This window comes from Mesorhizobium sp. Primo-A (genome assembly GCF_003997175.1).
GTDB classification, from domain to species: domain Bacteria; phylum Pseudomonadota; class Alphaproteobacteria; order Rhizobiales; family Rhizobiaceae; genus Mesorhizobium; species Mesorhizobium ciceri.
Map to the genome: position 1 here is coordinate 88028 of NZ_RZTG01000009.1, position 24774 is coordinate 112801.

The following is a 24774-nucleotide window of genomic DNA, read 5'->3' on the forward strand; positions in this document are numbered from 1 at the left end:
GTCAGCGGCTTGCCGGCGCGCGGCCGTAGAGCAGCAGCATGGCGACGATGACGACACCGTAGATGATCTGCCGCCCCGCCTCCGGCATCTGCATGACCGACAAGATGGATTGCAGCAAAGTGATGAGGATGACACCGGCGACAGTGCCGAGATAGGAGCCGCGCCCACCCAAGATCGAGGTGCCGCCAAGCACCACCGCGGCGATCGACGGCAGCAGATAAGCGTCGCCCATCGACTGCGCCGCCTTGGAGGCATAGCCGGCCAGAAGCACGCCGCCGAAAGCCGAGAGCCCACCGGAGACGGCGAAGGCGATCATCACCACGCGCCTTGTGTCGATGCCGGAGAGATAGGCCGCGCGCTCGCGGTTGCCGATGCCGTAGACGGTGCGGCCGAAGCCGGTCCGCGTCAGCACGAACACCATCGCGGCCCCGATCAGCGCCCAGATGATGACGGCGTTGGGCACGCCCGGAATGGCGAAACCGGTCGCCAGGTAGCGCATCGCGCCCGTCGCCGAATCCTGCGGCGAGAAGCCGCCGGTGTAGACCACCATCAGCCCTTGCGCGACAGCGTTGGTGGCCAATGTGATGATCATCGAGGGGATGCGCAGATAGGCGACGCCGATGCCGTTGACGACGCCGATCAGCATGCCGCAGATGATGCCGAACGGGATGGCCAACGCCACGCCGACCGGGCCGTACGCCGCCGCGGCGCAGGCCATCATGGCGCCCGCCGCCACCGCCCACGGCACCGACAGGTCGATCTGGCCGAGCAGGATGACCAGCATCATGCCTGTCGCGATAACGCCGAGGAATGAAGCCACCTTGAGCTGCTGCAGGAGATATTCAGGCGACAGGAAGCTTCTGGAATAGAGGCTGCCGAAGAACAGCAAAAGCACGATGCAGGCAAAGGCCGTCAGCACCGCCGGATCGGCGCGGCGGATGAATCTTGGCATGCGGCCGGCAATGCCGCCAAGCGTCGTTTCGCTCACAGGAACCACTCCAGCCGGTTGCGGACCCGAAACAGGGCGAAGGCGCCGAGGCTGACGGCGACCAGCAGGATAACGCCCTGGAACAGCGGCTGCCAGAGCGGATCGAAATCGAAGACGAACAACAGGTCGCCGATCGTGCGGAAAGCCAGTGCGCCGAAGATGGCGCCGATGGCGCTGCCCTTGCCGCCGAACAGCGAAACCCCGCCGAGCACCACGGCGGCGATCGAAAACAGCGTGTAGGAGTTGCCGCTGGCATAGGCCGCCTCACCCGTATAGGTGAAGAAGGTCAGGAACAATCCGCCGATCGCCGCCAGCAGGCCGGCCAGCGTGTAGGCGGCGAACTTGCCGCGCCGGATCGGCACACCCGACATGTAGGCCGCCGTCTCCGATGAGCCTGCCGCGTAGGCGGCGCGGCCAAGCACCGAGCGGCTGAACGGCACCCAGATCACCAGCACGATGGCCAGCAGCACGACGAGACTTGCCGGCACCACGCCGAACACACGACCGGTCAGCGCATCGGCCAGGTCCTCATTGACCGAGCCGCCCGGAAATGGCCGCAGCAACAGGCCGATGCCGTAATAGACGGCGCCTGTGGCAATGGTGGCGACAATCGGCTGCAGCCGGCCATAGATGACGATGGCGCCGTTGATGGCGCCGCACAGCAGTCCCACCGCCAGCACGGCGATGACGCCGAGCGTCGTCTGCATCGGCGTTCCCACCACCAGCCACGAAGCCAGGCAGTTGGTGAGGAGAAAAATCATGCCGACGGACAGGTCGATGCCGGCGGTGATCACCACCAGCGTCTGCGCCATGGCGACGAAGGCGAGCAGCACGCCCTTGTTGGCCGCCGTCTGCACCACATTGGCGGTGAAGCCGGCCGGATGGTTCGAGGTGTAGATGACGAACATGACGATGAAGATGCCGAACGCCAGCAGCGTTCCGCGCTGCTCGGCCAGCCAGTAGCGCCAATCCTTCATGCGCCCACTCCCAGGCCCACCCGGCTCTCCTCGCCATGGATGTTGAGCGCGCTTGATATCAGCGCCCGCTCGGTGATCTCGGCGCCGACCAGCTCGCGCTTGACCGCCCCGTCATAGAGCACAAGCACACGGTCGCAGCAGCCGATCAGCTCGTCATAGTCGGTCGAGTAGAACAGGATCGCAGCACCCGCGTCGGCCAGTTTGCGCATCAGCTGGTACAGCTCCTGCTTGGTGCCGACGTCGATGCCGCGCGTCGGATCGTTGAGCAGGATGATGCGCGGCTGGCGCATCAGCCATTTGGCGATGACCACCTTCTGCTGGTTGCCGCCCGAAAGCGCGCCGACCGGAATGTCGAGGCCCGCCGTCTTGATCGCCAAAAGACCGACCATGTCGTCGATCAGCCGCTGCTCGGCGGCACGGTCGATGATGCCGGCTTTCGACAACCGGTCGAGCGCGGCGAAGGACAGGTTCTCGCGCACCGTCATCGGCAGCATCAGCCCTTCGGTCTTGCGGTCCTCGGGAATGAGCGCCATGCCGATGCCGTCGTCGCGCGCAACGGATGGACTGGTGATCGACACAGGCTTGCCGTCGATCAGGATCTGGCCGCTGAGGCCGCGCAGCACGCCGAAGAAGGAGAGCAGCAATTCGCGCTGGCCCTGGCCGTCGAGGCCGCCAAGGCCGACCACCTCACCTGCCCTGACGGTCAGCGAGATGTCGTGCAGCCGGTCGGCCCATGAGAGCTTGCGGGCCTCGAGCCTGGGGGCCGCGGCGGCAGGCACGGCCGTCGGCTTGGGCGGAAAGATATGGCTGTATTCGCGGCCGATCATCAGTTCGACCACCTCATTGTCACTCTTCGAGCCGGCTGGATAGCTGGCGACATTGCGGCCGTTGCGGAACACCGTGCACTGGTCCGCCAGTTCGGCGATCTCGTTCATGCGGTGCGAGATGTAAAGCAGCGCCAGCCCTTCCGCGCGCAGCCGCTTCAGCACCGCGAAGATCTTCGAGACATCCGCGGCAGTCAGCGCGGAGGTCGCCTCGTCGAGGATGAGGATGCGCGGCTTGCGTGCCAATGCCTTGGCGATCTCGACCATCTGCCGGCGCGACAATGGCAGGTCCTTGACCAGCGCCAGCGGGTGGATGTCGGCGGCGCCGGCACGAGCAAGTGCTTCTTCGGCGATGCGGCGTTGCGCCTTGCGGTCGATCATGCCGAAGCGTTTGGGCGGGTCGGAAATGACTATGTTGTCGGCAACGCTTAGCTCGGGGACCAGCGACAGTTCCTGGAAGATGCAGACGATGCCGGCCTTATTGGCGGCACCCGGAGAGGCGAAGGTCGCCTCGCGCCCATCCAGAGTCATGCGCCCCTCATCGGGCGCCACGACACCTGCCATGACCTTGATCAGCGTCGATTTGCCGGCGCCGTTTTCACCGAGAATGGCGTGAATGCTGCCGGCTTCGACAACAAGCTCGGCCTTCTCCAGCGCGCGTACACCGCCATAGCGCTTGGATATGCCTTCCATACGAAAGAGCGGAGCCGCACCGTCCATCGGCCCTCCCAGGGCGATTGTGGAATTGAGACAAACGCCGCGGCTCAAGCCGCGGCGCCAGGTGACAGCCAGCGATGATTTACTGGTTTTCCTTGGTCTGACCCATGATTTCCTGGGCGCTGAAATTGATGCCGCAGGTCGGGAAGGAATTGCCGACGAAGAAATTGTCGGATTCCTTGGGGAAGTAATCCGTGCCTTCCTTCATGTTCGGGTCTTCGGCGATCGCCAGCGGCAGCTTCACCTCTTGTGGCACGACTTCGCCTTCGAGTGCGGCGATCGCGGTCTTGATGGCGACGGCGACCTGAGCCGGGCCCGAGCCCGCGGACGAGCACTTCAGCCCGTCGGCTGAATGCGCGGCGCAGAACTTGCGGAAGCCGTTCTCGGTCTCGCCGCCAAACGGCACGAACGGATGCTTGGCGTCGATCATCGCCTGCACGATGCCCGTGTCGCCGCCCTGCCCGGTGATGCCGTCGAACGGACCGTTGGTGGCGATCGCATCCGCGGTCACCTTCTGTGCCACGCCGTCATCCCATTTGCCGGCGACTTCGGTCACGTCCCACTTCTTGCCGGACGCATCGAACACCTCGTGGATGCCGTTGTGACGATCGGTGTCGACGGAGGTGCCGGCGACGCCGCGCACTTCCAGGATCTTGCCGCCGTTCGGTATCTTGCCGACCAGCCACTTGGCCCACAATTCGCCAAGACCCTTCTGATCGACATTGACGTTGATGGCGTCCTTGGTATCGAGAATGTTGTCGAAGGCGACCAGCACGATGCCCGCTTCCTTGGCACGCTTGATGACCGGACCGAAGGCCGTCGGGTTCTGGGCGTCGGTGACGATGGCGTCATAGCCGGAATCGATGAAATTGTTGATCGCCGAGATCTGTGCCGGCACGTCCTCGCCCGTCGAGACGACCTTGAATTCCTTGATCTTGGCTTTGACTTCAGGTTGCGCGGCGTAGGCCTTGGCCGTCTGCACCATCTGGATGCGCCAGGTGTTGGCGATATAGCCATTGGCGAAGGCGATGCGGAACGGCCCTTCCTTCTTGGGATATTTGAAGAATTTGGTCTCTGCGCTCCACGGCGCGAAACAGTCCGCCTGAGCGGCGGGACCCGACACGATTTCGGGTCCGGCGGCCATGGCGGCCGAATTGAGCATGACGAATGCAGTGGCGGCAACGACGCCACCAACGAGTGACTTGATCATCGATAATCCTCCCGATTGCAGTTCTGATTGTTCGTTTCGCAATGCGAATTTTTCGCGCGATGGACCGGCACCTCCCGCCTTGCCATGCGCTTCCTCGGCCGCCCGTGATGGCCGACCCGGTACCTCCCTTGTCGCCGCCAGCGGGGCGAAAACTATCATATTATCCATAATAAACAAGTATTAGTTGTCGCTTATGTATAATAAACAGGTGCGACCTATCGTTCATGCAACTGCCTGTAGGAGATGGTAGCGCTACCAAATCGGCGTGTAAACCGGCATTCGCACAGTCGCTTCTGTGCGTTTCAACGCGCCGTGCTCTCGCGGCGCTTGAGCTCGAAACCGAGATCTACGATCCGTTGCTCCGGTCTTTTGCCGGCGATCGCAGCAAGCGCCATGGCGACGGCACGCCGGCCGATCTCATAACGATGGGTGCGGATGCTGGTGACCGAAGGAAACGCCACCTGCATCATGTCGAGATCGTTGAAACCGACGATGCCGATCGTCTTCGGCACCGCGATCGAGGCGCGATGGCATTCGAACAAGACGCCGAGCGCGATGTCGTCATTGTTGCAGAACACCCCGTCGAGTGTCGGCACCTTGGCCAGCGCGTCGCGGAACATCTCGCGGCCGAGCGACACGCTGGACAGCACCGGCGTGGTGGTGACGAGGCGCGGGTCGAACAGGCCCGCGGCCTCCATCGCCGCGCGATAGCCGGCAAGGCGCCGCTGCGAACGCGGATCCATGCGCGCGCCGATGAAGCCGATGCGGCGATAGCCGGCCTCGATCAGATGCTCGGTCGCCGCCCTCCCGCCATCGAGATGCGAGAAGCCGACCATCATGTCGACCGGATCGGGACCGGTTTCCATCACCTGCACCACAGGGCAGCCGGCACTTTCCAGCAGCTTTCGCGAAGCCGGCGTCTGATCGATGCCGGCGACGATCAGCGCCGCTGGCCGTTGCGAACCGAACAGCTGCAGCAGCCGCTCTTCCTCGAGGCCGGAATAGTGGGTGTTGCCAAGCTGGATGCGGAACGGGCTGGCCGACAGGCTGTCATAGATGCCGCGCACCACCTCGGCGAAGACGTTGTTGGTAAGCGACGGCACCAGCACGCCGAACACCTCGGCGCGCGCCGAGGCCAGCGCCCGGGCATTCGGGTCCGGCACGTAGCCCAGTTCGTCGACAGCGGCCTGGATCTGGCGGCGCAACTCTTCGGAGACACGCTCCGGCTCACGCAGGGCGCGCGACACGGTGATGGCGCCGACACCGGCCTTGCGCGCGACATCCGCGATGGTCGGGCGGCCGCCGCCCCGGCGCGTGCGCGGCTTGGTCAAAATCGAGTCCTCGCAAGATACAGATCGGAAGCCATCGCGCCCGCAGCCGTCATATGTTGGTCAAAGTGGGATATTTATCCGCGCGCTTCCTTCTCGACGCTAGGTCAATGTCCGCTCCCCAAAGAGAAAAATCAGCAGAGAAAGAAGACCAAACGAGACTAAAAATCCGGCCCATGCTCCAAACAGGAGCTTGCGAAGCGATCGGAATTCGTCAGCAACAAGAAATCTGTTGAAACGGCTATTCCTGCGGCCGGCTCGCTCGCTCCAACCAAGTGATCTTTCCTCAGTAGTGTCTACAAGCGCCCCGGTTCTGCCGAGCACCAGGATAATCGAATAGAAAATTGCGGCGGCGCCTGCGAGGCATCCCGCGGCGCAGGCCCACACCGCTATTGTTAGAAGAATGGGCTTACCGTGAAGATCGAGATGCATTTTGTGCGCCCGGAATAAGGCTTAAGCTGCAACCGTCAATGATCGCCGCGACCGCCACAATAACAGAACGATCGCCAGTATATTCAAAATATTCCAGGCAATGCCGTTCAGGAACGCAGCCGCATAAGAGCCGGTCAAATCGTAGATCCAGCCCGACATCCAGCCGCCGATCGCCATGCCGAAGATGGTCGCCATCATGACGATGCCGATACGCTGGCCGGCCTCTCTGGCCGGCATATAATCGCGCACGATGATCGCGTAGCAAGGCACGATGCCGCCCTGCGACAAGCCGAACACCAGTGACACCACATAGAGCGAGGCAAGCCCGTCGAACGGGATGTAGAACAGCAGCGACAGGCACTGCAGGACCGAGCCGATCATCAATGTCCACACGGCGCCGATACGGTCGGCGAGGAAGCCGGACGCCAGCCGGCTGACGACGCCGCCCGCCATCATGATCGACAGCATGTCGGCGCCATGTGCGACGCCGTAGCCAAGGTCCATGCAATAGGCGACGATATGCACTTGCGGCATCGACATCGCCACGCAGCAGCCGAGCCCGGCGACGACCAGCAGCACCTGCAAGGCCGCCGGCGACAGCGAGATCGGCTGCACCGACCGGCTTCCGGGCGAACCCGCGACGGCCGCCGCCGGGGCACCGCGCCGCAGCATCAGCACCAGCGGCACCATTGTCACCAGGCAGAAGATGCCGATTGCCGCATAGGTGAAGCGCCAGCCCTCCGCCTTCATCAGCGTCGGCATGATGGTCGGCCACAACGCCCCGGCAAGGTAATTGCCGGCCGCCGCCGCCGTGACCGCAACACCGCGACGGCGGTTGAACCAGTGCGAGATATCGGCGATCAGCGGCCCGAAGATCACCGACGTGCCGATACCGATCAGCACCCCCTGGGCAAGCGTGAATTGCAGGATCGAGGTCGACAGCGCCGCGAGCAGCAGGCCCGCGGAAAGCGCAATCGAAGAGATCAGCGCCGGGATCCAGTAACCCATCCGGTCGATGGCGCGGCCGACCAGCACGTTGCCGGCGGCGAAACCGACCATGGTCGCCGTGTAAGGCATGGACGCCGCGGCGCGGTCGACGCCGAACTCGGCCTGCACGGCGGGCAGCACGACGACGACAGCCCACATGCCCACGGCGCCGATCGTCGCCAGCAGCATCGAGATGGCAAGCCGCATCCAGGCATAGGAGCTGTCGATGCCGGGGCCGGGCTGGAGGCTGTCGGTTCGGGTCAAGGCGTTTCCTGTCGGCGGTCTCGGAGATCGGCTGCCGTTTGCGCCACTATCGGCGCATTCTCAGGCCGCAGCAGCGCCACAGCGGGCAAATCCGTGGCTCCAGAGCCAGGGCGGAACCGATACCGATGTGCGGAGTTTCCCGGCAACCCACCCCGCAAAGGAGTCCTGCGATGACCGCCACCAGGAAAAAATGGTCGGCCGAGGTGACCGAGCACAGCAACGCAATGGATCTTGAGGATCACGTCTTCGAATCCGACGACGCCAGGAAGATCGCCGCCTCGCTGAAACGATCCGCCGAACACAGCCACAGGCGCAAGGCCGAGCCTTTCCAATCCGCCATGTCGATGCTGAATTTTTACATCAACCGCGCCGGCAAGAACTTGCCTGCCGCGCGCAAAAAAGTGCTTGAGGACGCCAAGGACGAACTGCGCAGCGCCTTCGGACGGGACAAGGATGATTAGCGGCCGGTCCGGCCTTACCGGGCGCGGATGACGCCGTCTGTGTTGGCGAGCAATTTGCGCACAGCATTGCGCGCCGCGTCGGGGCGCTGCAGGCGGATGTTCTTCTCGATCGCCTCGTGCAGCTTCTGCGCGTGGTTGAGATCGTCGATCTCCCGTGTCGTATAGGCAAAGAGATGATCGAAGGCGGATTCGATCAGTACGCCGAGCGGCACCAGCAGGTCGTTGCCCGAAGCCCGCAGGATGGCGAGATGGAAGCGCGTGTCGGCGCGGGTCCGCTCCTGCAGGCTCGTCGCCGCGCCCATCTCACGGCAGGCCAGGCTGATCTCGGCCATCTGCTCGTCGGTTCTTCGCATCGCGGCGAACGCGGTCGCTTCCGGCTCGATGATATGGCGGAATTCCTGCACCGTCTTGAGGAACACTTCGCGGTCCGGCGACGTCGCGTACCAGGCCAGCACATCGCGATCGAGCAGGTTCCAGCGTTCCTTCGGCTCGACCCAGCTGCCGATCTTGGGACGTGAGGCCAAAAGGCTCTTGGCCATCAGCATCTTGATCGCTTCGCGCACCGCCGAGCGGCTGACGCTGAAGGTCTCCGACCATTTCGCTTCATTGGGCAGGATGGTGCCAGGCGGATAATCGCCGCGCACGATCCTGAGGCCGATTTCACTGGCCAGCGAGGCGTGGACGCTGGAGCCGGGAATACGCGCGGCGTCCGCCCGGCGAACGCCGCCCGGACGGTCCCCGGAGGCCGCTTTCCCCAACGATTTTTCCTTGTTCGGCTTCGCGTCCCGCATGGGGTCCAGAAAGTCCGTATTAAGCAGGCTGTCAAGCGCAGCAAGCGGCTTGCATCGCAAAGCTGCCCGCTGTGCACAGATCAGCCCCGATCCGCCGCTTGATTGGCATGTCGATATTCAGGTCAGGCCGAGCCGAGAATGACGGATTTCGAGAACCGGAGCGCAGCGTACTTTTGGGTACGTGAGCATCGGCCTACGCCGGCCGTAGCCTTGACTGCCACGACCACTCATAAGTGCTTCGGCCGGCGAAGGCGGAAGCGCAGAAAGCCGTCATTCGCAGGCCGGCATCACCTGAGTGTCGACATGCCTAGGCCTGCTTGACGTATTTGCGCCAGCTATGCTCCGGGCGGAAGCCCAGCACGTCACGCGCCTTGCGGTTGGAGAGCAGCGTCTCGTATTCGCCGAGTTCGGCCTTGACCGGCACGCCGGGGTAGAACCGCTTCAAGAGTTCGGCTGTCGGCAGGTCGGACGAGGTGTCGTCATTGGCCGCGTTGAACACCTGATAGCCGAGCCCGTCCTTCTCTATGGCGCGCAGCGTGATCTGGCCAAGGTCGCGCGCGTCGACATAGCTCCAGGCGATGCGCTTGCGGAAACCCGGATCGGCGAACCATTTCGGAAACAGCGAATGTTCGTGCGGCTCGATGACGTTGCCGATGCGCAGGGCATAAATGTCGGTGCCGTTGCGCTGCGCGAAGGCCCGCGCCGTCTTCTCGTTGACGACCTTGGACAAGGCATAGCTGTCCATCGGATCGACGTCATACTCCTCGTCGAGCGGGAAATATTTTGGATCGCGCGGCTCGTTGGCGAAGACCAGCCCATAGGTGGTCTCGCTGGAGGCGATGATTACCTTTCGGATACCGAGCTTAACTGCCGCCTCGATGACATTGTAGGTGCCGAGCGCATTGATGCGGAACACCTCGTTGTCGGTGGTGATCATGATGCGCGGGATGGCGGCGAAATGCACCACCGCATCGACCGGCTGCGGACGCAGCGAGGGGTCGAATTCATGCAGGCCCATATAGCTCGACAGTGCGTTGAACACCTGCCCGCTGTCGGTGATGTCGGTGATCAGCGTGCGCACCTTGGGGTTGTCGAGCGGCCTGGTGTCGATGTTGAGCACCTGGCAGCCTTGCTCGACCAGATACTGGACGACATGGCGTCCGGCCTTGCCGCTGCCGCCGGTGAACATGATCCGCTTCGTCATTTTGCTCTCCACATCCTCAGGAATTTATGTGTATTGTCAGACAATATCGCCATCCGCAACCACCCTCGCCTGCAAAACGGCAGCGCCTGACATCAATCATTGCAACAGGACTTGAAGACATGAACACGACTGCCGCGAGCGAAAAGATCGGCTTCATCGGGCTTGGCCTGATGGGCCACGGGATCGCCAAGAACATCGTCGACAAGGGCTACAGCCTGACCTTTCTCGGCCGCAAGAACCGCAAGCCGGCGGAAGACCTGCTTGGCCGCGGCGCCACCGAAGCATCGACCTCGCGCGATGTGGCGGCGGCATCGACAATCGTCTTCATCTGCGTCACCGGTTCGCGCGAGGTCGAAGCCATCATTCGCGGCCCGGGCGGCCTCAAGGAGGGTTTGAAGAAAGGTTCCGTCGTCGTCGACTGCTCGACCTCCGACCCCGTCTCGACCATTGCGCTTGCCGCTGAACTCAAGGCGCTCGGCATCGATTTTGTCGACGCACCGCTCAGCCGCACGCCGAAGGAAGCCTGGGAAGGCACACTCGACGCCATGGTCGGCGCGCCGGACACCCTCTTTGCCAGGGTGAAACCGGTAATCGAAACCTGGGCCGGCCGCATCGTCCATATCGGCGACACCGGCGATGGCCATCGCATGAAGCTGCTCAACAATTTCATCTCGCTCGGCTACGCCGCGATCTATTCCGAGGCACTGGCACTGGCTGAGAAGGTCGGCATCTCGCCGCCGCGCTTCGACAGCGTCATCCGCAATGGCCGCATGGATTGCGGCTTCTACCAGACCTTCATGCGCTGGACGCTGGAAGGTGACCGCGACGCGCACAAATTCACCATCGCCAACGCCTTCAAGGACCTGACCTATCTGGAATCGATGGCGGGTGCGGCCGGCATTGCCAACCCGCTCGGCAACGCCACCAAGAACGCCTTCGCCGGTGCCCACGCAACCGGCCCGGCCGAGCAATTCGTACCGATGCTGGCAACGCATATCGGGAAGGTGAACGGCGTCGACCTGATGCCGATGAAGGATGGCAAGAAGCAGACCATTTAACCGATTGCCCAACGCAGGCGCCGATCACCGCCTCCAGCGCCCGATCCCTTCATCGGTATCCGCAAGCAGCTTGTGCACGGCGTTGCGCGCGGCGGCCGGGCGCTGCAGGCGGATGTTCTTTTCGATCGCCTCATGCAGCTTCTGCGCCTGGCGCTGATCGGCGACCTGCTGTGTCGTGAATGCGAAAAGATGGTCGAGCGCCGACTCGATCAGCACGCCGAGCGGCACCAGAAGGTCGTTGCCGGAGGCGCGCAGGATGGCCAGATGAAAGCGCGTATCGGCGCGGATACGCTCCTGCAGGCTCAAGGCTTCGCCCATCTCGCGGCAGGCCTGGCTGATTTCCGCCATTTGCTCGTCACTGCGCCGTATGGCTGCAAAGGCCGATGCTTCCGGCTCGATGATATGACGAAACTCCTGCACGGTTCGCAGGAACGCCTCGCGGTCGGGCGCCGTCGCGTACCAGGCCAGCACGTCGCGGTCGAGCAGGTTCCAGCGCTCCTTCGGCTCGACCCAGCTGCCGATCTTGGGGCGTGAGGCCAACAGGCTTTTCGCCATCAGCATCTTGATGGCTTCGCGCACCGCCGAACGGCTGACATTGAAGATCTCGGCCCATCTGGACTCGTTGGGCAGGATGGTGCCGGGCGGATAGTCGCCACGCACGATCCGCAGGCCGATCTCGCCGGCCAGCGAGACATGGACGCTCGCTCCCGCAAAATGCGCGGCACCGGCCTTGCGCATGACAGCCGGGCCGTGGCTGGCTTGTGCCTTGGCCCGGTCGGTTCGCTTGCTTGACTTCTCGTCCGGCATCCACGTTCCAATGCGTCGACCGTCTGTCGTCCGGACTGGTCCGAACCGCACGGGCGCCGATCTCGTTGCCGAAAAATCCAGATCACGGGCGCAGCAAAGCCGGAGCCGGTTGCCCCAACCATTGCGTCCGTTCGGGAATTATCGCTTCCGTCCAGGAATGACGGGGCGCCCGCAGCCGGGCGCCCCGAAATCGAGAACCTACTTCTGGATGCAGGTGTCGACCGTATCCTTGGTGCACTCGTCGAGGCCGGTGAACACCGGATCGGCGACCGCCTTGCCTTCGATCAGGTCGATCATCACCGACGGTGCCTTGTAGCCCATTTCGAACGGCCGCTGGCCGACCAGAGCCGTTACAAGGCCGTCACGAGCGATCGCAATCTCGTCGCCGATCGTGTCGGCAGCGCCGATGACGAAGTCGTTGCTGGCGATCCGGTCCTTGAGCGGTCCGAACAGATCGCGATAGGGCTGCGGCGCGCCGAACAGCGGCCAACCGCCCATGATGCCGAAGGCGTCCAGCTTGGGGTTGGCGGCGAGGATGTCGGTCATCGCCTGCACGCCCTTGGCGCCATCGTCGTTGGTGAACACCGGGCAGCCGGCGACTTCGGTCCAGCCACCTTCACCGGCAAGTGCGGCGAGGCCCTCCTTGCCCGACAGTGCGTCACGCATGCCTTGCGCACGGCGCAGGATGTTGTCGGCTGCCGGGTTGCCTTCGATGGTGCAGATCGTGCCACCATTCGGCTTGCCCTTCTTGATGTACTCGCCGATCTTCTTGCCCATCAGGTAATTGTCGGTACCGAGATAGGTCTTGCGAAGACCTGCGTCTTCCTTGCTGAGATCGGCATCGACCGTCATGATCGGGATCGACGGATTGGCACTCTTGATCGTCTGCGCGATCAGCGGCGCGTTGGACGGCGAGATCGCCATCGCCACCGTGTCGGCCTTGCTCAGCATGTCCTGGACGATCTGCGCCTCGCCGGCCTCGTCCGAAGTCGACGCCGGACCGGTGTAGAAGCATTCATATTCCGAGCTGGCGTTTTCCTTGTTCCATTTCTCGCAGCCCTGGTGGATGGCCTCGAAGAACGGATTGTCGAGACCTTTCACGACAATGACGAGCTGTTTCTTGGCCAAAGCCGGCCCGGCACCCAACGCCATGGCGGCGACGGCGGCGAGCAAAAGTGTTTTCCTCATGTCAGTCCTCCCTTGAAACAAACGGACACGGCGTGCCCGCCATACAGATCGACCGGATGCGTGATGACCGAGGGTCGTTTCGCGAGCGCTCGTGTCGCCAGGACAGATCGATAAGCATTTCCAGATTCGGCTTCAGATCAGCTCACACACAGGTGCCGCCGGATCCTGGACCGTCAAACCTCCGCCAATTCCGGCCGGCGACCGCCAGCGGGGATCGGCATAATCTCCTCCGACGCTTAGCTAATATCGGCTTGGCGCCAACGTCAATGCTATTTGTCCTACAAAACGGATTTTTAAAATAGTCCTGGCCCAATTCGTCCGACAATTGATTGACGTGCGCCGGCTTTTGCGTAAAAGAACGCTAACGCCGTCTTCGGGAGGAGCCGGGGAGAGCGAGGCCAAAGCAGCGTCGGCATCCACGCCGGTAACAGCTGCAGGTCGCAAAGCACGGGGAGGCAAAGGCTGGTGGCGGTTCTCGAACTCACCAACATCTCAAGGCATTTCGGCGCCATCCAGGCCGTCAACGACGTTTCGCTGTCGATCGAGCCCGGACAGGTGGTCGGCCTGATGGGCGACAACGGCGCCGGCAAGTCGACGCTGGTCAAGATGATCGCTGGCAATTTCCGCCCGAGCCATGGCACCATGCACATGGACGGCAAGGAATTGATCCTGCACAAGCCGGCGGAAGCCCGCCAGCACGGCATCGAGATCGTCCACCAGGACCTTGCGCTCTGCAACAATCTGACTGCCGCCGCCAATGTCTATCTCGGCCGTGAGTTGCGGCGCGGCGTCGGGCCGTTCCGGATCCTCGACTATGCCTCGATGTACAAGCGTGCCGGCCAGCTCTTCGCCGAATTGAAGTCCGAGACCCGTCCGCGCGACCTCGTCAAGCAGATGTCGGGCGGCCAGCGCCAGGCGGTGGCGATTGCCCGCACCATGCTGTCGCAGGCCAAGATCGTGCTGATGGACGAACCGACGGCGGCGATCTCGGTGCGCCAGGTCGCCGAAGTGCTGAACCTTATCCGCCATTTGCGCGATCAGGGCATCGCCGTCGTTCTGATCAGCCACCGCATGCCTGACGTGTTCACCGTCGCCGACCGCGTCATCGTCATGCGGCGCGGGCGCAAGGTCGCCGACAAGACGATTGCGTCGAGCTCGCCCGAGGAAGTCACCGGGCTGATCACCGGCGCTATCGAACAGGTTTGATTTCAAGCGAATTCCACCACGCACAGCAGATGAAGGTCGACGATGGCACTGACAATTGACCAGCCGATCGAGCATAAGCAGCAATCCTTGGCCGCGAGACTGTTTGCCAGCCAGACTTTCTGGGTGGTGATCGCGGTCATCCTTGCCTGCGTGTTCCTGTCGTTTGCCACCGACGCTTTCGCCACCTCGAAGAACCTCTACAACATCACCCGCAACATCACCTTCGTCGCCATCATCGCGCTCGGCATGACCTTCGTCATCATCACCGGCGGCATCGACCTGTCGGTCGGCTCGGTGCTATGCCTGTCGTCGATGGTGCTGGCCGTCACCATGCATGCCGGCTACTCGATCGAGGTCGGCATCCTGGCCTCGATTGCCACCGCGCTCGCCATTGGCGCCTTCAACGGCGTGCTGATCGCCTATCTCGGCTTTCCACCCTTCGTGGTGACGCTCGGCATGCTGTCGATCGCCCGAAGCCTCGCCATGGTCGCCTCCAACAACACGGTGGTCTTCCAGTTCGGGCCGGACCATGCCAAGCTTCTGTCATTGGGCGGCGGCGCCTGGGTGTTCGGCATCGCCAACCCGGTGCTTTACATGATCCTTCTGGCGCTGATCACCGGCTTCATCCTGCGCTGGACCAAGTTCGGCCGCCATATCTTCGCCATCGGCGGCAATGAGCACGCGGCAACGCTGACCGGCGTTCCGGTGCGCCAGATCAAGGTTGCCGTCTACATGATCTCGGCGCTGTCGGCGGGCATTGCGGGCATCATCCAGACCGGCTGGCTGGGTGCCGTCACCACCAATCTCGGCACCGGCATGGAGCTGCAGGTAATCGCCGCCACCGTCATCGGCGGCGCCAATCTGGCCGGCGGCGTCGGCACCGCCTTCGGCGCCATCGTCGGCGCGGCCCTGATCGAGGTGATCCGCAACAGTCTCGGCCTGCTCGGCATCAATGCCTTCTGGCAAGGCGTCTTCATCGGCGGCGCCATCCTGCTGGCGGTGCTGTTCGACCGCATCCGCAATTTCCGCCGCAGCGACTAGAACCATGATCCCGAAAAGTGGAAACCGGTTTTCTCGGACAAACGGAACCGTTTGTCCGGAGATCATGGTCAAACAAAAGACGGTTTGATGGCCAACTCCCTGTTCAGCCTCGAGGGCCGGCTGGCGCTGGTGACCGGCTCCGGCCAGGGCATCGGCTTCGCGCTGGCTCGGGGCCTGGCCGAACATGGGGCAAGCGTGGTGCTGAACGGCCGCGACGCCGCCAGGATCGACAGCGCCGTCGAAAAGCTGCGCAACGCCGGCTTCAAGGCGCACGCCTCGGTATTCGACGTCACCGATTTTCAGGCGGTCAATGAGGACATTGCCCGCATCGAGGCCGAGATCGGCGCCATCGACATCCTCATCAACAATGCCGGCATACAATTCCGCGCCCCGCTCGAGGACTTTCCCGAGGAGCAATGGGAGCGCCTGTTCAAGACCAATGTGTCGGGCGCCTTCCATGCAGCCAAGGCGGTCGCCCGCCACATGATCCCGCGCGGCAAGGGCAAGATCATCAACGTCGGTTCGGTGCAGAGCGAACTGGCAAGGCCGAACATCGCGCCCTACACCGCCACCAAGGGCGCGATCCGCAACCTGACAAGGGGCATGTGCGCCGATTGGGCCAAACACGGCCTGCAGATCAATGCGATCGCGCCCGGCTATTTCCGCACCGAGATGAACCAGGCGCTGGTCGACAATCCCGAATTTTCCGCCTGGCTGGAAAAGCGCACGCCGGCCGGGCGCTGGGGCAATGTCGACGAGTTGATCGGCGCCGCCGTGTTTCTGGCGTCAGATGCCTCGTCCTTCGTCAACGGCCATACGCTGTATGTCGATGGCGGCATGACGGCTTCGGTTTGAGGTTGGCAATTCTCCCGACCGCCATTCGTTCCAGTGCGTATCGCTCAGTCTGAAAATCCGGCCTCACTGGCCGTCATTCGCCCTCGCCGCCCGCGCGCGTCTTGACGCGGCCCCGAACTCGGCCGCACAATCCCCACTGCAGGCGAAGGGAGGCCAGTCGCCTGCGGGAGGATATACCCATGACGGAAGCGATCAGGCTCTACTGGGGCCGGTTCGGACATGTTTCTATCCTGAATGTCGCAAGCGACTTCGTCACCCATGCCCATGTCGAGGCCCATCTCATCATCTGGCTGGAAGGTACGGCCGGCGAAATGACCATCGGCCGCGAGACCGTCCGGCTTGGGCCTGGAACGGCCGCCGGCATCAACTCCTTCCAGCCGCACAGCCATGTTCTGTCGCAAAACGGGACGCCCGGTCTGTTTCTCGCCTTCTACATCGATCCCGACTGGGCGCGGCGCCGCCGCGACCTGCCTTCGTCGGCGCCGCTGTTTTCACAAGCCGCGATCACGCTGGAACCGTGGCTGCATCAGGCCGCCGCCAATCTGCTCGACCACCTCAGCGACAATGAGAGCGTCGACGATATCGCCAACTACGAGATCGAGCGTTTCATCGATAGCGTGCTCGACGCCGCCGACGCCTCGGCGCCGCAGGAGGCCCGTGTCCGCATCAACACCATGCAGGATTTTCGTGTCCGCAAGGCAATCCAGTTGATGAGAGCCAATGTCTGCGAGCGCATCTGCTTCGACGACGTGGCGCGCAGCGTCGGCCTGTCGCGACCGCATTTCTTCGCTTTGTTCAAGGAACAGACCAATCTGACGCCCAATGTCTACTGGAACACGCTGCGCATGGAGGAAGCGGTGCGGCAGCTGCAATGGTCGCAGGAACCGCTGATCTCCGTCGCCTGCAATCTCGGCTTCACCACGCAGGGCAATTTCTCGCGCTTTTTCCGCGACCATGTCGGCGTGCCGCCGACGCTCTACCGCGAGGCCGCGCGGGCGATCGCCTGAACCAGCCGCCCTTTTTCAGACTCCCCGCCCTTTTTCAGACTCCTTGATAGGCGCTCAAGACGCATTGATAAGCGTCGCTGAAATGGCCGCCCTACCCTTGCACCGGATCGCTTTTGCAAGGGAACATTTTGAATGGCCAAAGTCACCATCTCCAGCGTCATCGACGCGCCGGTCGAAAAGGTCTGGGCGCGCATACGCGACTTCAACGGGCTGCCGGGCTGGCATCCGCGCATGGTGGAAAGCCACATTGAAGACGGCAAGGATGCCACCACAATCGGCTGCGTGCGCAATTTCCAGCTCGCCAGCGGCGCCCGCCTACGCGAAAAGCTGCTCGACTTCTCCGATCAGAATTTCCTGGTCAGCTACTCCATCCTCGAGACGCCGCAGCCGCTGACCAACCACAAGGCGACCCTGCAGCTGCGGCGCGTCACCGATGGCGACCGCACCTACGCCGAATGGACCGCTAGCTTCGACGCCGCGCCTGAGGAGGCAGACAAGCTGGCCGAGGGCATGGGCGCCAATGTCTTTCAGGGCGGCTTCGACGCCCTGAAAAGCCATTTCGCCGGCCAGAGCTGACAGGAGCCAGACCATGGCGCTGGCACTGCAGACTTTTGCAACGGTGAAAGACGCGAACGCGGCACTGAAGGCGGCCGGCACCCGCTATCTCGGTGGCGGCACGCTGGTCGTCCGCGCGGCCAATGAAGGCGACGTTTCGGTTTCCGGCCTTATCAGGTCGACCGAGCCGTCCCTGTCCACCATCGCCGTTGCCGGCGATAAAGTCTGCATCGGCGCTTCGGTGACCATGGCGGCGATCGCCGGCCATCCGGGGCTCGGCACGCTCGCCAAGGCCGCCCGTGCCGTCGGAGGCCCGGCCATCCGCAACATGGCGACCGTCGGCGGCAATCTTTTTGCCCCGAGCCCGTATGGCGATTTCGCTGTTGCCCTGCTGGCGCTCGATGCGACGGTCAGCACCGATGACGGTGAAACGCCGATCGAGACTTTTCTGGCCAATCGGGGCGGCAGCCGCGTCGTCGTCACTTCCGTGAGCTTCACGCTTCCGAAGGCCGACAGTTTCCGCTTCCTGAAAGTGTCGAGGGTCAAGCCCAAGGGCGTCTCCGTGCTCAGCATAGCCGGTGCTCTGGAACTGTCGTCGGATGGCTCGGTGACCTCGGCGCGGATCGCACTCGGCTGCATGGCGGATCGGCCCATGCGCGCCAGGGCGGCGGAAAAAGCGCTGATCGGCCGAACGCTAACCGCTGACGGCATCGCGCCGGCCTTGGCCGCGGCCGGTGATGGCACCTCGCCCATCACCGACCCGATCGCCAGCGCCTGGTATCGCGCCGAAGTCCTGCCGGTTCATCTCGGGCGGTTGCTGCTCGCATAATATTTGTTCGGGGGCGCGCGTCTGTCCGCTGGTTCGGGCAGGCGCGCTGGGAGGAAAACATGGCAAAGGTTCCGGTTCAATTCACGCTCAACGGCTCGGAAAAGGCCGAATTCATCGACAGCGGCACGACGCTGCTTCAGGCGCTGCGCGACAAGATCGGCGACACCTCGCCGAAGGGCGGCTGTCATCAGGGCACCTGCGGCGCCTGTTCTGTCATCATAGACGGCGAACTCCGGCTCTCCTGCCTGACGTTGGCCGAGACCTGCAATGGCGCCGTCATCAGCACGACATCAGGGCTTTCGGAAAGCGGCGTGCTGCACCCGCTGCAGCGCGCCTTTCTCGACACGTTCGCCACGCAATGCGGCTTCTGCACGCCGGGCATGATCATGGCGGCCAAGGTGCTGCTCGACCACACGCCCAATCCCAGCCGCGACGAGGTGGTCGAGGCGCTGTCGGGCAACATCTGCCGCTGCACCGGTTACGAGCCGATCATCCAGGCGGTGCTGACCGCCGCCCGCGCCAATTCGCAGAACGCGGCCTGAAGGGTCCAAAACAATGGAACTGCGCAAGAACTACTTCGCCGATGTCCGCAAGGACGATCTGCACGAGATCGGCCAGCCCCGGCCGCGCTCGGATTCGCCCGGCCATGTCACCGGCAAGACCGCCTTTTTCGCCGACCGCAACTTTCCCGGCATGCTGCACCTGAAGATGGTGCGCAGCCCGCATCACCATGCCCGCATCGGTTCGATCGACACCTCAGAGGCGGAAAAACATCCGGGCGTGGTGAAAATTCTGACCGCCAAGGACGTACCGCACAATGTCTACACCATCCTGATCCTGATCCAGATCGGGCCGGAGGACGAGACGGTGCTTGCCGACGGCAAGGTGCGCTGGAAGGGCGAGGCCGTGGTGGCGGTGCTGGCCGAAACCGAGCGCGCGGCACAAGAGGCCGCAGCCAAGGTCAAGGTCGACTATGAGGTGCTGCCGGCCGTCTTCGACATGGAAGAGGCGCTGAAACCCGACGCGCCGCTGGTCAACGAATATCACGGCCAGAATTATTACCTCTATGATAGCGGCGAGTGCCGCAAGGTGCGCTTCGGCGATGTCGAGGCGGGCTTCGCCGGCGCCGACCACATACTGGAGCAGAGCTACCAGTCTTCGCCGATCGAGCACGCGCCGACCGAGACCACCGGCTGCGTGGTGGCGCCCGAGGGCAATGACCGCTTCACCTGCTATACCAACACGCAGGCGATGTTCTTCACGCTCGACAACACCTCGATCATCCTGCAGATGCCGGGCAGCAAATTGCATTTCGTCGGCGGCACAGTCGGTGGCGGTTTTGGCGGCAAGGTCGACGTCATCGTCGAGCCGATCGCCATCCTCGGCGCAAAACTAACAGGACGACCAGTCTGTTTTATCTACAGCCGCGAGGAGGAGATGCAGATCTCGTCGCCGCGCGCCGCTGAAAAGGTCGTCATCAAGGACGGCGTCATGAAAGATGGCCGCATCGTCGCGCGCAAGGTCACCGGATACACCGATGCCGGCGCCTATTCGCGCCACTCGCCCTACGGCGCGCAGAAGGGCGCGGGGCATTATCCCGGCCCCTACACTATTCCGAACGTCTGGATCGACACCTATTGCGTCTACACCAACCGCACGCCGTCGTCGGCCATGCGCGGCTTCGGCGTCACCATCGGCGATTTCGCGCTGGAGGTGCAGATGGACAAGCTGGCGCGCCTGATCGGCATGGACCCGCTCGAATTCCGCTTCATCAACGCCTATCGCGACGGTGATATGAAAGCGCACCGCCAGCCGACAGAGGGCGCCGCGCTGATCGAATGCATGCAGGAAGCCTCGCGCGCCGCCAACTGGCCGGTGGCGGAAAAGTACCTGGCGATGTCCTCCTATACGAAGGGAGCTTGAGATGGCGATCAGGCGTGGGCGCGGCGTTGCCGCGATCAACTATCCCACCGGTATGAACCTCGGCGGTGACCCGACGCAGGCACTGGTGCACTCGACGCCAACAGGCAATTTCATGGTGACATTGTCCTCCGTCGATCTCGGCCAGGGCATGAAGCAGATCATGGCGCAGATCTGCGCCGAGACCATCGGCGTGCCGACAGACCGCGTCGTCGTCGACACCGCCGACACCGACACCGGCCCGCACTGCATGGGCACCTTCGCCTCGCGCGGTACGCACCGCGCCGGCAACGCCGTCATCCAGGCGGCAAGGGAAGCGCGGCAGGTGATGCTGGAAGTGGCCGCCGAGGAACTGGAGGTGAACGCCTCCGACCTCGAGACCGACGGCCAGGGCAACATACTGGTCAAAGGCGCGCCGCAAAAATCGATCTCGATCTTCGATGTCGCGCTGTCGGCGCATTTCAAGCGCGGTCGCTCGATCTCGGGCCGCGGCATGTTCCTGATTCCGCGCTCTTATCCGGAGAAAGAGACTGGCGCGATGAAGCCATCGACCTGCTACGCGCATGCCTGCACCGTGGCCGAGGTCGAGGTCGACGACGAGACCGGCGCGGTCACCGTGCTGACTGTGAAGAACGTCTTCGAGATCGGCCGCGCGCTGAACCCGAAAATGGTCGAACAGCAACTGGTCGGCGGTTCGTGGATGGGCATCAGCCATGCGCTCTACGAGACGACCGAGCCCTATTATCCCAACCGCGACCATGGCGGCACGGACTTCAACCAGTATCTGATGCCCGGCCCCGGCGACCTCGCCGAGACCGAGATCATCGTGCTGGAGCGTCCATCGGCGGACGGGCCATACGGTGCCAAGGGGCCGGGCGAAATGTGCGCCAACCCGCAGATCCCGGCGGTCGCCAATGCCGTCTTCGACGCCGTCGGCGTGCGCATCGACACGCTGCCGATCACGCCGGAGCGCATCCTGCGCGCGCTGAAGGCGCAAGCGGCGAACTGAGGGCCGAAATGACCGGGACAAGCGCCGAGACATCAGCGACCTCGCCGGAGGCGGTGGCGCAGCATCTTGCCGCCTCGCGCTATCTGGCCGACGACAGTCTTGCGACCGCGATCTTCCTGGCGATCCGGCTGGGGAAGCCGCTGCTGCTCGAAGGCGCACCAGGCGTCGGCAAGACGGAAGCGGCCAAGGCGATCGCCGCGCTGCTCGGCCGCGATCTGGTGCGGCTGCAATGCTATGAAGGCATCGACGCTGCGCACGCGCTCTACGAATGGAATTATCAACGCCAGCTGCTCGCCATTCGCCACGCCGGCGAGCACGAGATCGACATCTACGAAGACCGTTTCCTGATCGCCCGGCCGCTGCTGCAGGTGCTGAAGGCGCCGGAACAGCGCGTGCTGCTGGTCGACGAGATCGACCGCTCGGATCATGAATTCGAGGCGCTGCTTCTGGAATTCCTCTCCGATTTCCAGATCAGCATTCCCGAACGCGGTACCGTCCGCGCCACGGCACAGCCGATCGTCATCCTGACCTCGAACCGCACCCGCGAGCTTGCCGAGGCACTGCGCCGCCGCTGCGTCTACCACTGGATCGGCTATCCCGACGCCGAGCGCGAGGCCGCCATCATCATGCTGCGCGCCGGCGATGTGGCCGAGGTAACGGCGCGCGCGGTGGCGGCGGCCGTGCAGACCATCCGCGCCCGGCCGCTGGCCAAGCCGCCGGGTATCGCCGAGGCCGTCGAATGGGCCAATGCCGCCACCATCCTGGAGAAGGGCGGCAGCCCGTGGCCGGAAGCCTTCCGCCGCGCCATCGGCGTGCTGATCAAGGACGAGGAAGACCTTTCCTACATCGCACCGGAGCTTGGCCGGATCGTCGAGGAGGCGCTGGCGTGACGCGGGAGGTCATTTCGCAAGGCTGGCGGGACAGCGCCCCCCTCTGTCCTGCCGGACATCTCCCCCTCAAGGGGGGAGATCGGATGTCATCCCCGCTTTCGCTAATCGCTGACGTCGCCGAACAGAGCGAAGCGCCGAAGCTGCCAATCTCCCCCCTTGAGGGGGAGATGTCCGGCAGGACAGAGGGGGGCGACACAGAATGATGCGGGAAACAAGCTTCCCCCGCGCCGCCTCGCCATTCCTGGGTTTTGCCAGGCTCTTGCGCCGCTACGGCTTTGCCATAGCCCCCGAGCAAGTCTCCGGCTTCATGCAGGCGGTGACGTTGCTCGGTCCACGCTCGATGGCCGACATCCGCGAGGCGGCCCTCGCCACCCTGGCGCCGCCGCCCGACCGCCGCGACGAATTCGAAGCGCATTTCCAGAGCCATTTCTATGGCAACAGGTCCGCCGTGGTCGAAGGCGACGCCGACGAGGAAACCCGCATCAAGGATGATGGCGGTGCGAGCCAGGAAGAGATCGAGGTCATCAGCCATCAGGAAGGTGGCGAACTCTCTTCCGGCGCCGAACAACTGAGTACCCGCGATTTCAAGCGCGACGACGACAACCTTGCCGCTTTCCGCCGCAGGCTCGCTTCAGCCTTGCCCGCCCGCCGCTCGTTCCGCACCGTGCGCACGCATTCGCGCGGCAAGCTCGATCTGCGCCGGTCGCTGCGGGAAATCGTCAGCGCCGATGGCGACGTGCCCTCGCCGCTGCTGCGCCGCCGCCAGACCGTGCCGCGCAAGCTGCTGCTGCTGATCGACGTTTCCGGCTCGATGAAGCTGCACACCGCAGACTATCTCAAGCTGGCGCATGCCGCCGTGCAAGGCGCGGACCGTGCCGAGATTTTCACCTTCGGCACGCGGCTGACCCGCATCACCACGGCATTGCGCATCCGCGACGGCGACCAGGCATTGGCCCGCGCCGCTGTCCAGGTCGACGATTGGGACGGCGGCACCCGCATGGGGCCGACGCTGCTCGCCTTCCTCTCGGTGCCGCGCTTTTCAGCCTTTGCACGCGGTGCCGCTATCGTCATCCTATCCGACGCGCTGGAACGCGGCGATCATGCCGAGTTGGAGACAGCCATGCGGCGGCTGAGCGCCCGCGCCTTCCGGCTGTCGCTGGCCACACCTTTGGCCGGCGACCCGCGCTTCCGGCCGGCAACGGCGGCACTTCGCGCCATCCTGCCTGACCTCGACGATCTCGTCGACGGCTCGTCGCTTGCCGGTCTCACCGATTTCATCCTGTCGCTCGCCCGCCCTGCTCCGGCGGCGGCGACAATCTGGAAGAGGGTTTCATGATGCAGAAAACCATCGACGCACATTTTCACATCTGGCGCCAACAGGATCAGCCATGGCTGGTCGGACCGATGGTGCCGCGCATCTTCGGCCCCTACGAACCGATCCGGCGCGACTATCCGATCGAGGAATTTCTCGAAGACCAGAGGGATTCAGGCGTCGAGAAGGCCGTCTACGTCCAGACCAACTGGGCCAAGGAGGATTTCGAGAAGGAAGTCGCTTTCCTGCAGAAGACGTCCGACGAAACCGGCTGGCCGCATGCCATCGTCGGCTACACCGACATGACCGTCGACGATATCAGGCCTCAGATCGATCGCTTGATGAAATACAAGCTGCTGCGCGGCCTGCGCATGCAGTTGCACTGGCACGAGACCCCGGCCTTCCGCTTCGCCGCCTCCGCCGATCAGGTGATCGACCCGAAAGTGCGCGCCAATGTGGCGCGGCTCAAGGATTATGGCCTGTCCTTCGACCTGCAGCTCTTCCCCGCCCAGATGAAGGACGGCCTGACGCTGGTCGGCGAGAACCCCGAAACGAATTTCATCCTCACCCATGCAGGCATGCTGACCGGCATGGAACCGGAAACCACCGAGGCCTGGAAGGCAGGCCTGCAAACGCTGTCGGCGGCGCCCAATCTTTACGCCAAGCTGTCGGGCCTCGGCACCTTCGTCCACCGCAACGATCCCCTGCTGATCGCCTATGTCGTAGACAACGCGATCGATATCCTGGGCGCCGACCATCTGATGTTCGGCTCGAACTTCCCGATCGAGAAGCTGTGGACCAGCCACGCTGAGCTGATCAAGGCGCACCGCGACGCGGTGGCCAAGCATGGTGCGGTGGCCGAGGCGGATATCTTCTGGAACACGGCGGAGAAGGTTTACCGGCCGGTGTGACGC

General features: G+C 63.7%; 25 protein-coding genes. 14 read left to right on the forward strand and 11 right to left on the reverse strand.

Going from position 1 to position 24774, the window contains the following annotated elements:
• Window position 1: 1 nt before the first annotated feature.
• The 7 genes from EOC83_RS17715 to EOC83_RS17745 all read right to left on the reverse strand — a co-directional run bounded on the left by EOC83_RS17715 (window position 2) and on the right by EOC83_RS17745 (window position 7727).
• Window positions 2–988, reverse strand: a complete 987-nt coding sequence (locus tag EOC83_RS17715; RefSeq protein WP_013530866.1) for an ABC transporter permease — start codon at window positions 986–988, stop codon at window positions 2–4.
• Window positions 985–1965 (reverse strand): ABC transporter permease, encoded by a 981-nt coding sequence (locus EOC83_RS17720; RefSeq protein ID WP_013530865.1) that lies wholly within the window; start codon window positions 1963–1965, stop codon window positions 985–987. The genes EOC83_RS17715 and EOC83_RS17720 overlap by 4 nt, the downstream gene beginning before the upstream one ends.
• On the reverse strand, window positions 1962–3509 hold the full coding sequence (locus EOC83_RS17725) for a sugar ABC transporter ATP-binding protein (RefSeq protein WP_063168516.1): 1548 nt from the start codon (window positions 3507–3509) through the stop codon (window positions 1962–1964). The genes EOC83_RS17720 and EOC83_RS17725 overlap by 4 nt, the downstream gene beginning before the upstream one ends.
• Before the next feature lie 79 nt (window positions 3510–3588).
• Window positions 3589–4716, reverse strand: coding sequence for a sugar ABC transporter substrate-binding protein (locus EOC83_RS17730; RefSeq protein ID WP_013530863.1), 1128 nt, complete (start codon window positions 4714–4716; stop codon window positions 3589–3591).
• A gap of 302 nt (window positions 4717–5018) precedes the next feature.
• Complete coding sequence (locus tag EOC83_RS17735) at window positions 5019–6047, reverse strand: LacI family DNA-binding transcriptional regulator (RefSeq protein WP_024501536.1); 1029 nt, start codon at window positions 6045–6047, stop codon at window positions 5019–5021.
• A 99-nt stretch (window positions 6048–6146) separates the two neighbouring features.
• A complete protein-coding gene (locus EOC83_RS17740; protein ID WP_063168517.1) occupies window positions 6147–6476 on the reverse strand; it encodes a hypothetical protein in 330 nt (109 codons plus the stop codon).
• 21 nt (window positions 6477–6497) lie between these two features.
• The gene (locus EOC83_RS17745) at window positions 6498–7727 is read right to left on the reverse strand and encodes an MFS transporter (RefSeq protein ID WP_013530861.1); all 1230 of its coding nucleotides are present in this window, start codon (window positions 7725–7727) and stop codon (window positions 6498–6500) included.
• Between the two features lie 170 nt (window positions 7728–7897).
• On the opposite strand from EOC83_RS17745, the gene EOC83_RS17750 reads away from it, so the two are divergent.
• Window positions 7898–8188 carry a DUF3175 domain-containing protein gene (locus EOC83_RS17750; protein WP_024501537.1) on the forward strand — a complete coding sequence of 97 codons (291 nt, stop codon included), beginning with the start codon at window positions 7898–7900 and terminating at the stop codon, window positions 8186–8188.
• 14 nt (window positions 8189–8202) lie between these two features.
• Here the strand turns inward: EOC83_RS17750 and EOC83_RS17755 are convergent, their stop codons facing one another.
• A complete protein-coding gene (locus EOC83_RS17755) occupies window positions 8203–8979 on the reverse strand; it encodes a FadR/GntR family transcriptional regulator (protein WP_024501538.1) in 777 nt (258 codons plus the stop codon).
• 307 nt (window positions 8980–9286) lie between these two features.
• The gene (locus EOC83_RS17760; RefSeq protein ID WP_063168518.1) at window positions 9287–10183 is read right to left on the reverse strand and encodes an NAD(P)-dependent oxidoreductase; all 897 of its coding nucleotides are present in this window, start codon (window positions 10181–10183) and stop codon (window positions 9287–9289) included.
• A gap of 119 nt (window positions 10184–10302) precedes the next feature.
• Here EOC83_RS17760 and EOC83_RS17765 point away from each other — a divergent pair, with 119 nt between their 5' ends.
• Window positions 10303–11241: an NAD(P)-dependent oxidoreductase gene (locus EOC83_RS17765; protein ID WP_063168519.1), complete on the forward strand. Its 939-nt coding sequence runs from the start codon at window positions 10303–10305 to the stop codon at window positions 11239–11241.
• 24 nt (window positions 11242–11265) lie between these two features.
• Here EOC83_RS17765 and EOC83_RS17770 read toward each other — a convergent pair whose 3' ends face one another.
• Together EOC83_RS17770 and EOC83_RS17775 are read right to left on the reverse strand one after the other, a co-directional pair.
• Window positions 11266–12048, reverse strand: coding sequence for a FadR/GntR family transcriptional regulator (locus tag EOC83_RS17770; protein ID WP_013530856.1), 783 nt, complete (start codon window positions 12046–12048; stop codon window positions 11266–11268).
• 198 nt (window positions 12049–12246) lie between these two features.
• Window positions 12247–13236: a sugar-binding protein gene (locus tag EOC83_RS17775; RefSeq protein WP_013530855.1), complete on the reverse strand. Its 990-nt coding sequence runs from the start codon at window positions 13234–13236 to the stop codon at window positions 12247–12249.
• 465 nt (window positions 13237–13701) lie between these two features.
• On the opposite strand from EOC83_RS17775, the gene EOC83_RS17780 reads away from it, so the two are divergent.
• From EOC83_RS17780 to EOC83_RS17840, 12 genes are all read left to right on the forward strand, one after another.
• Entirely contained in the window at window positions 13702–14442 is a 741-nt protein-coding gene (locus tag EOC83_RS17780) for an ATP-binding cassette domain-containing protein (RefSeq protein ID WP_013530854.1), read from the forward strand.
• 42 nt (window positions 14443–14484) lie between these two features.
• Window positions 14485–15483 (forward strand): ABC transporter permease, encoded by a 999-nt coding sequence (locus tag EOC83_RS17785; RefSeq protein WP_013530853.1) that lies wholly within the window; start codon window positions 14485–14487, stop codon window positions 15481–15483.
• An 87-nt stretch (window positions 15484–15570) separates the two neighbouring features.
• Window positions 15571–16338 carry an SDR family oxidoreductase gene (locus EOC83_RS17790; protein ID WP_063168520.1) on the forward strand — a complete coding sequence of 256 codons (768 nt, stop codon included), beginning with the start codon at window positions 15571–15573 and terminating at the stop codon, window positions 16336–16338.
• A 179-nt stretch (window positions 16339–16517) separates the two neighbouring features.
• Window positions 16518–17345, forward strand: a complete 828-nt coding sequence (locus EOC83_RS17795) for an AraC family transcriptional regulator (protein WP_024501541.1) — start codon at window positions 16518–16520, stop codon at window positions 17343–17345.
• Window positions 17346–17477: 132 nt separating this feature from the next.
• A complete protein-coding gene (locus EOC83_RS17800) occupies window positions 17478–17921 on the forward strand; it encodes an SRPBCC family protein (protein ID WP_063168521.1) in 444 nt (147 codons plus the stop codon).
• 13 nt (window positions 17922–17934) lie between these two features.
• Window positions 17935–18729 carry an FAD binding domain-containing protein gene (locus tag EOC83_RS17805; RefSeq protein ID WP_063168522.1) on the forward strand — a complete coding sequence of 265 codons (795 nt, stop codon included), beginning with the start codon at window positions 17935–17937 and terminating at the stop codon, window positions 18727–18729.
• A 59-nt stretch (window positions 18730–18788) separates the two neighbouring features.
• Entirely contained in the window at window positions 18789–19271 is a 483-nt protein-coding gene (locus EOC83_RS17810; protein WP_063168523.1) for a (2Fe-2S)-binding protein, read from the forward strand.
• Between the two features lie 13 nt (window positions 19272–19284).
• Window positions 19285–20652, forward strand: coding sequence for a xanthine dehydrogenase family protein molybdopterin-binding subunit (locus EOC83_RS33580; protein ID WP_063168524.1), 1368 nt, complete (start codon window positions 19285–19287; stop codon window positions 20650–20652).
• Window position 20653: 1 nt separating this feature from the next.
• Entirely contained in the window at window positions 20654–21658 is a 1005-nt protein-coding gene (locus EOC83_RS33585) for a molybdopterin cofactor-binding domain-containing protein (RefSeq protein ID WP_063168525.1), read from the forward strand.
• Between the two features lie 8 nt (window positions 21659–21666).
• Window positions 21667–22548, forward strand: coding sequence for a MoxR family ATPase (locus EOC83_RS17825; protein WP_063168526.1), 882 nt, complete (start codon window positions 21667–21669; stop codon window positions 22546–22548).
• A 199-nt stretch (window positions 22549–22747) separates the two neighbouring features.
• Window positions 22748–23884, forward strand: a complete 1137-nt coding sequence (locus tag EOC83_RS17835; protein WP_063168527.1) for a VWA domain-containing protein — start codon at window positions 22748–22750, stop codon at window positions 23882–23884.
• Complete coding sequence (locus EOC83_RS17840) at window positions 23884–24771, forward strand: amidohydrolase (RefSeq protein WP_063170273.1); 888 nt, start codon at window positions 23884–23886, stop codon at window positions 24769–24771. Before EOC83_RS17835 ends, EOC83_RS17840 begins: the two co-directional genes overlap by 1 nt.
• The last annotated feature ends 3 nt before the right edge of the window (window positions 24772–24774 follow it).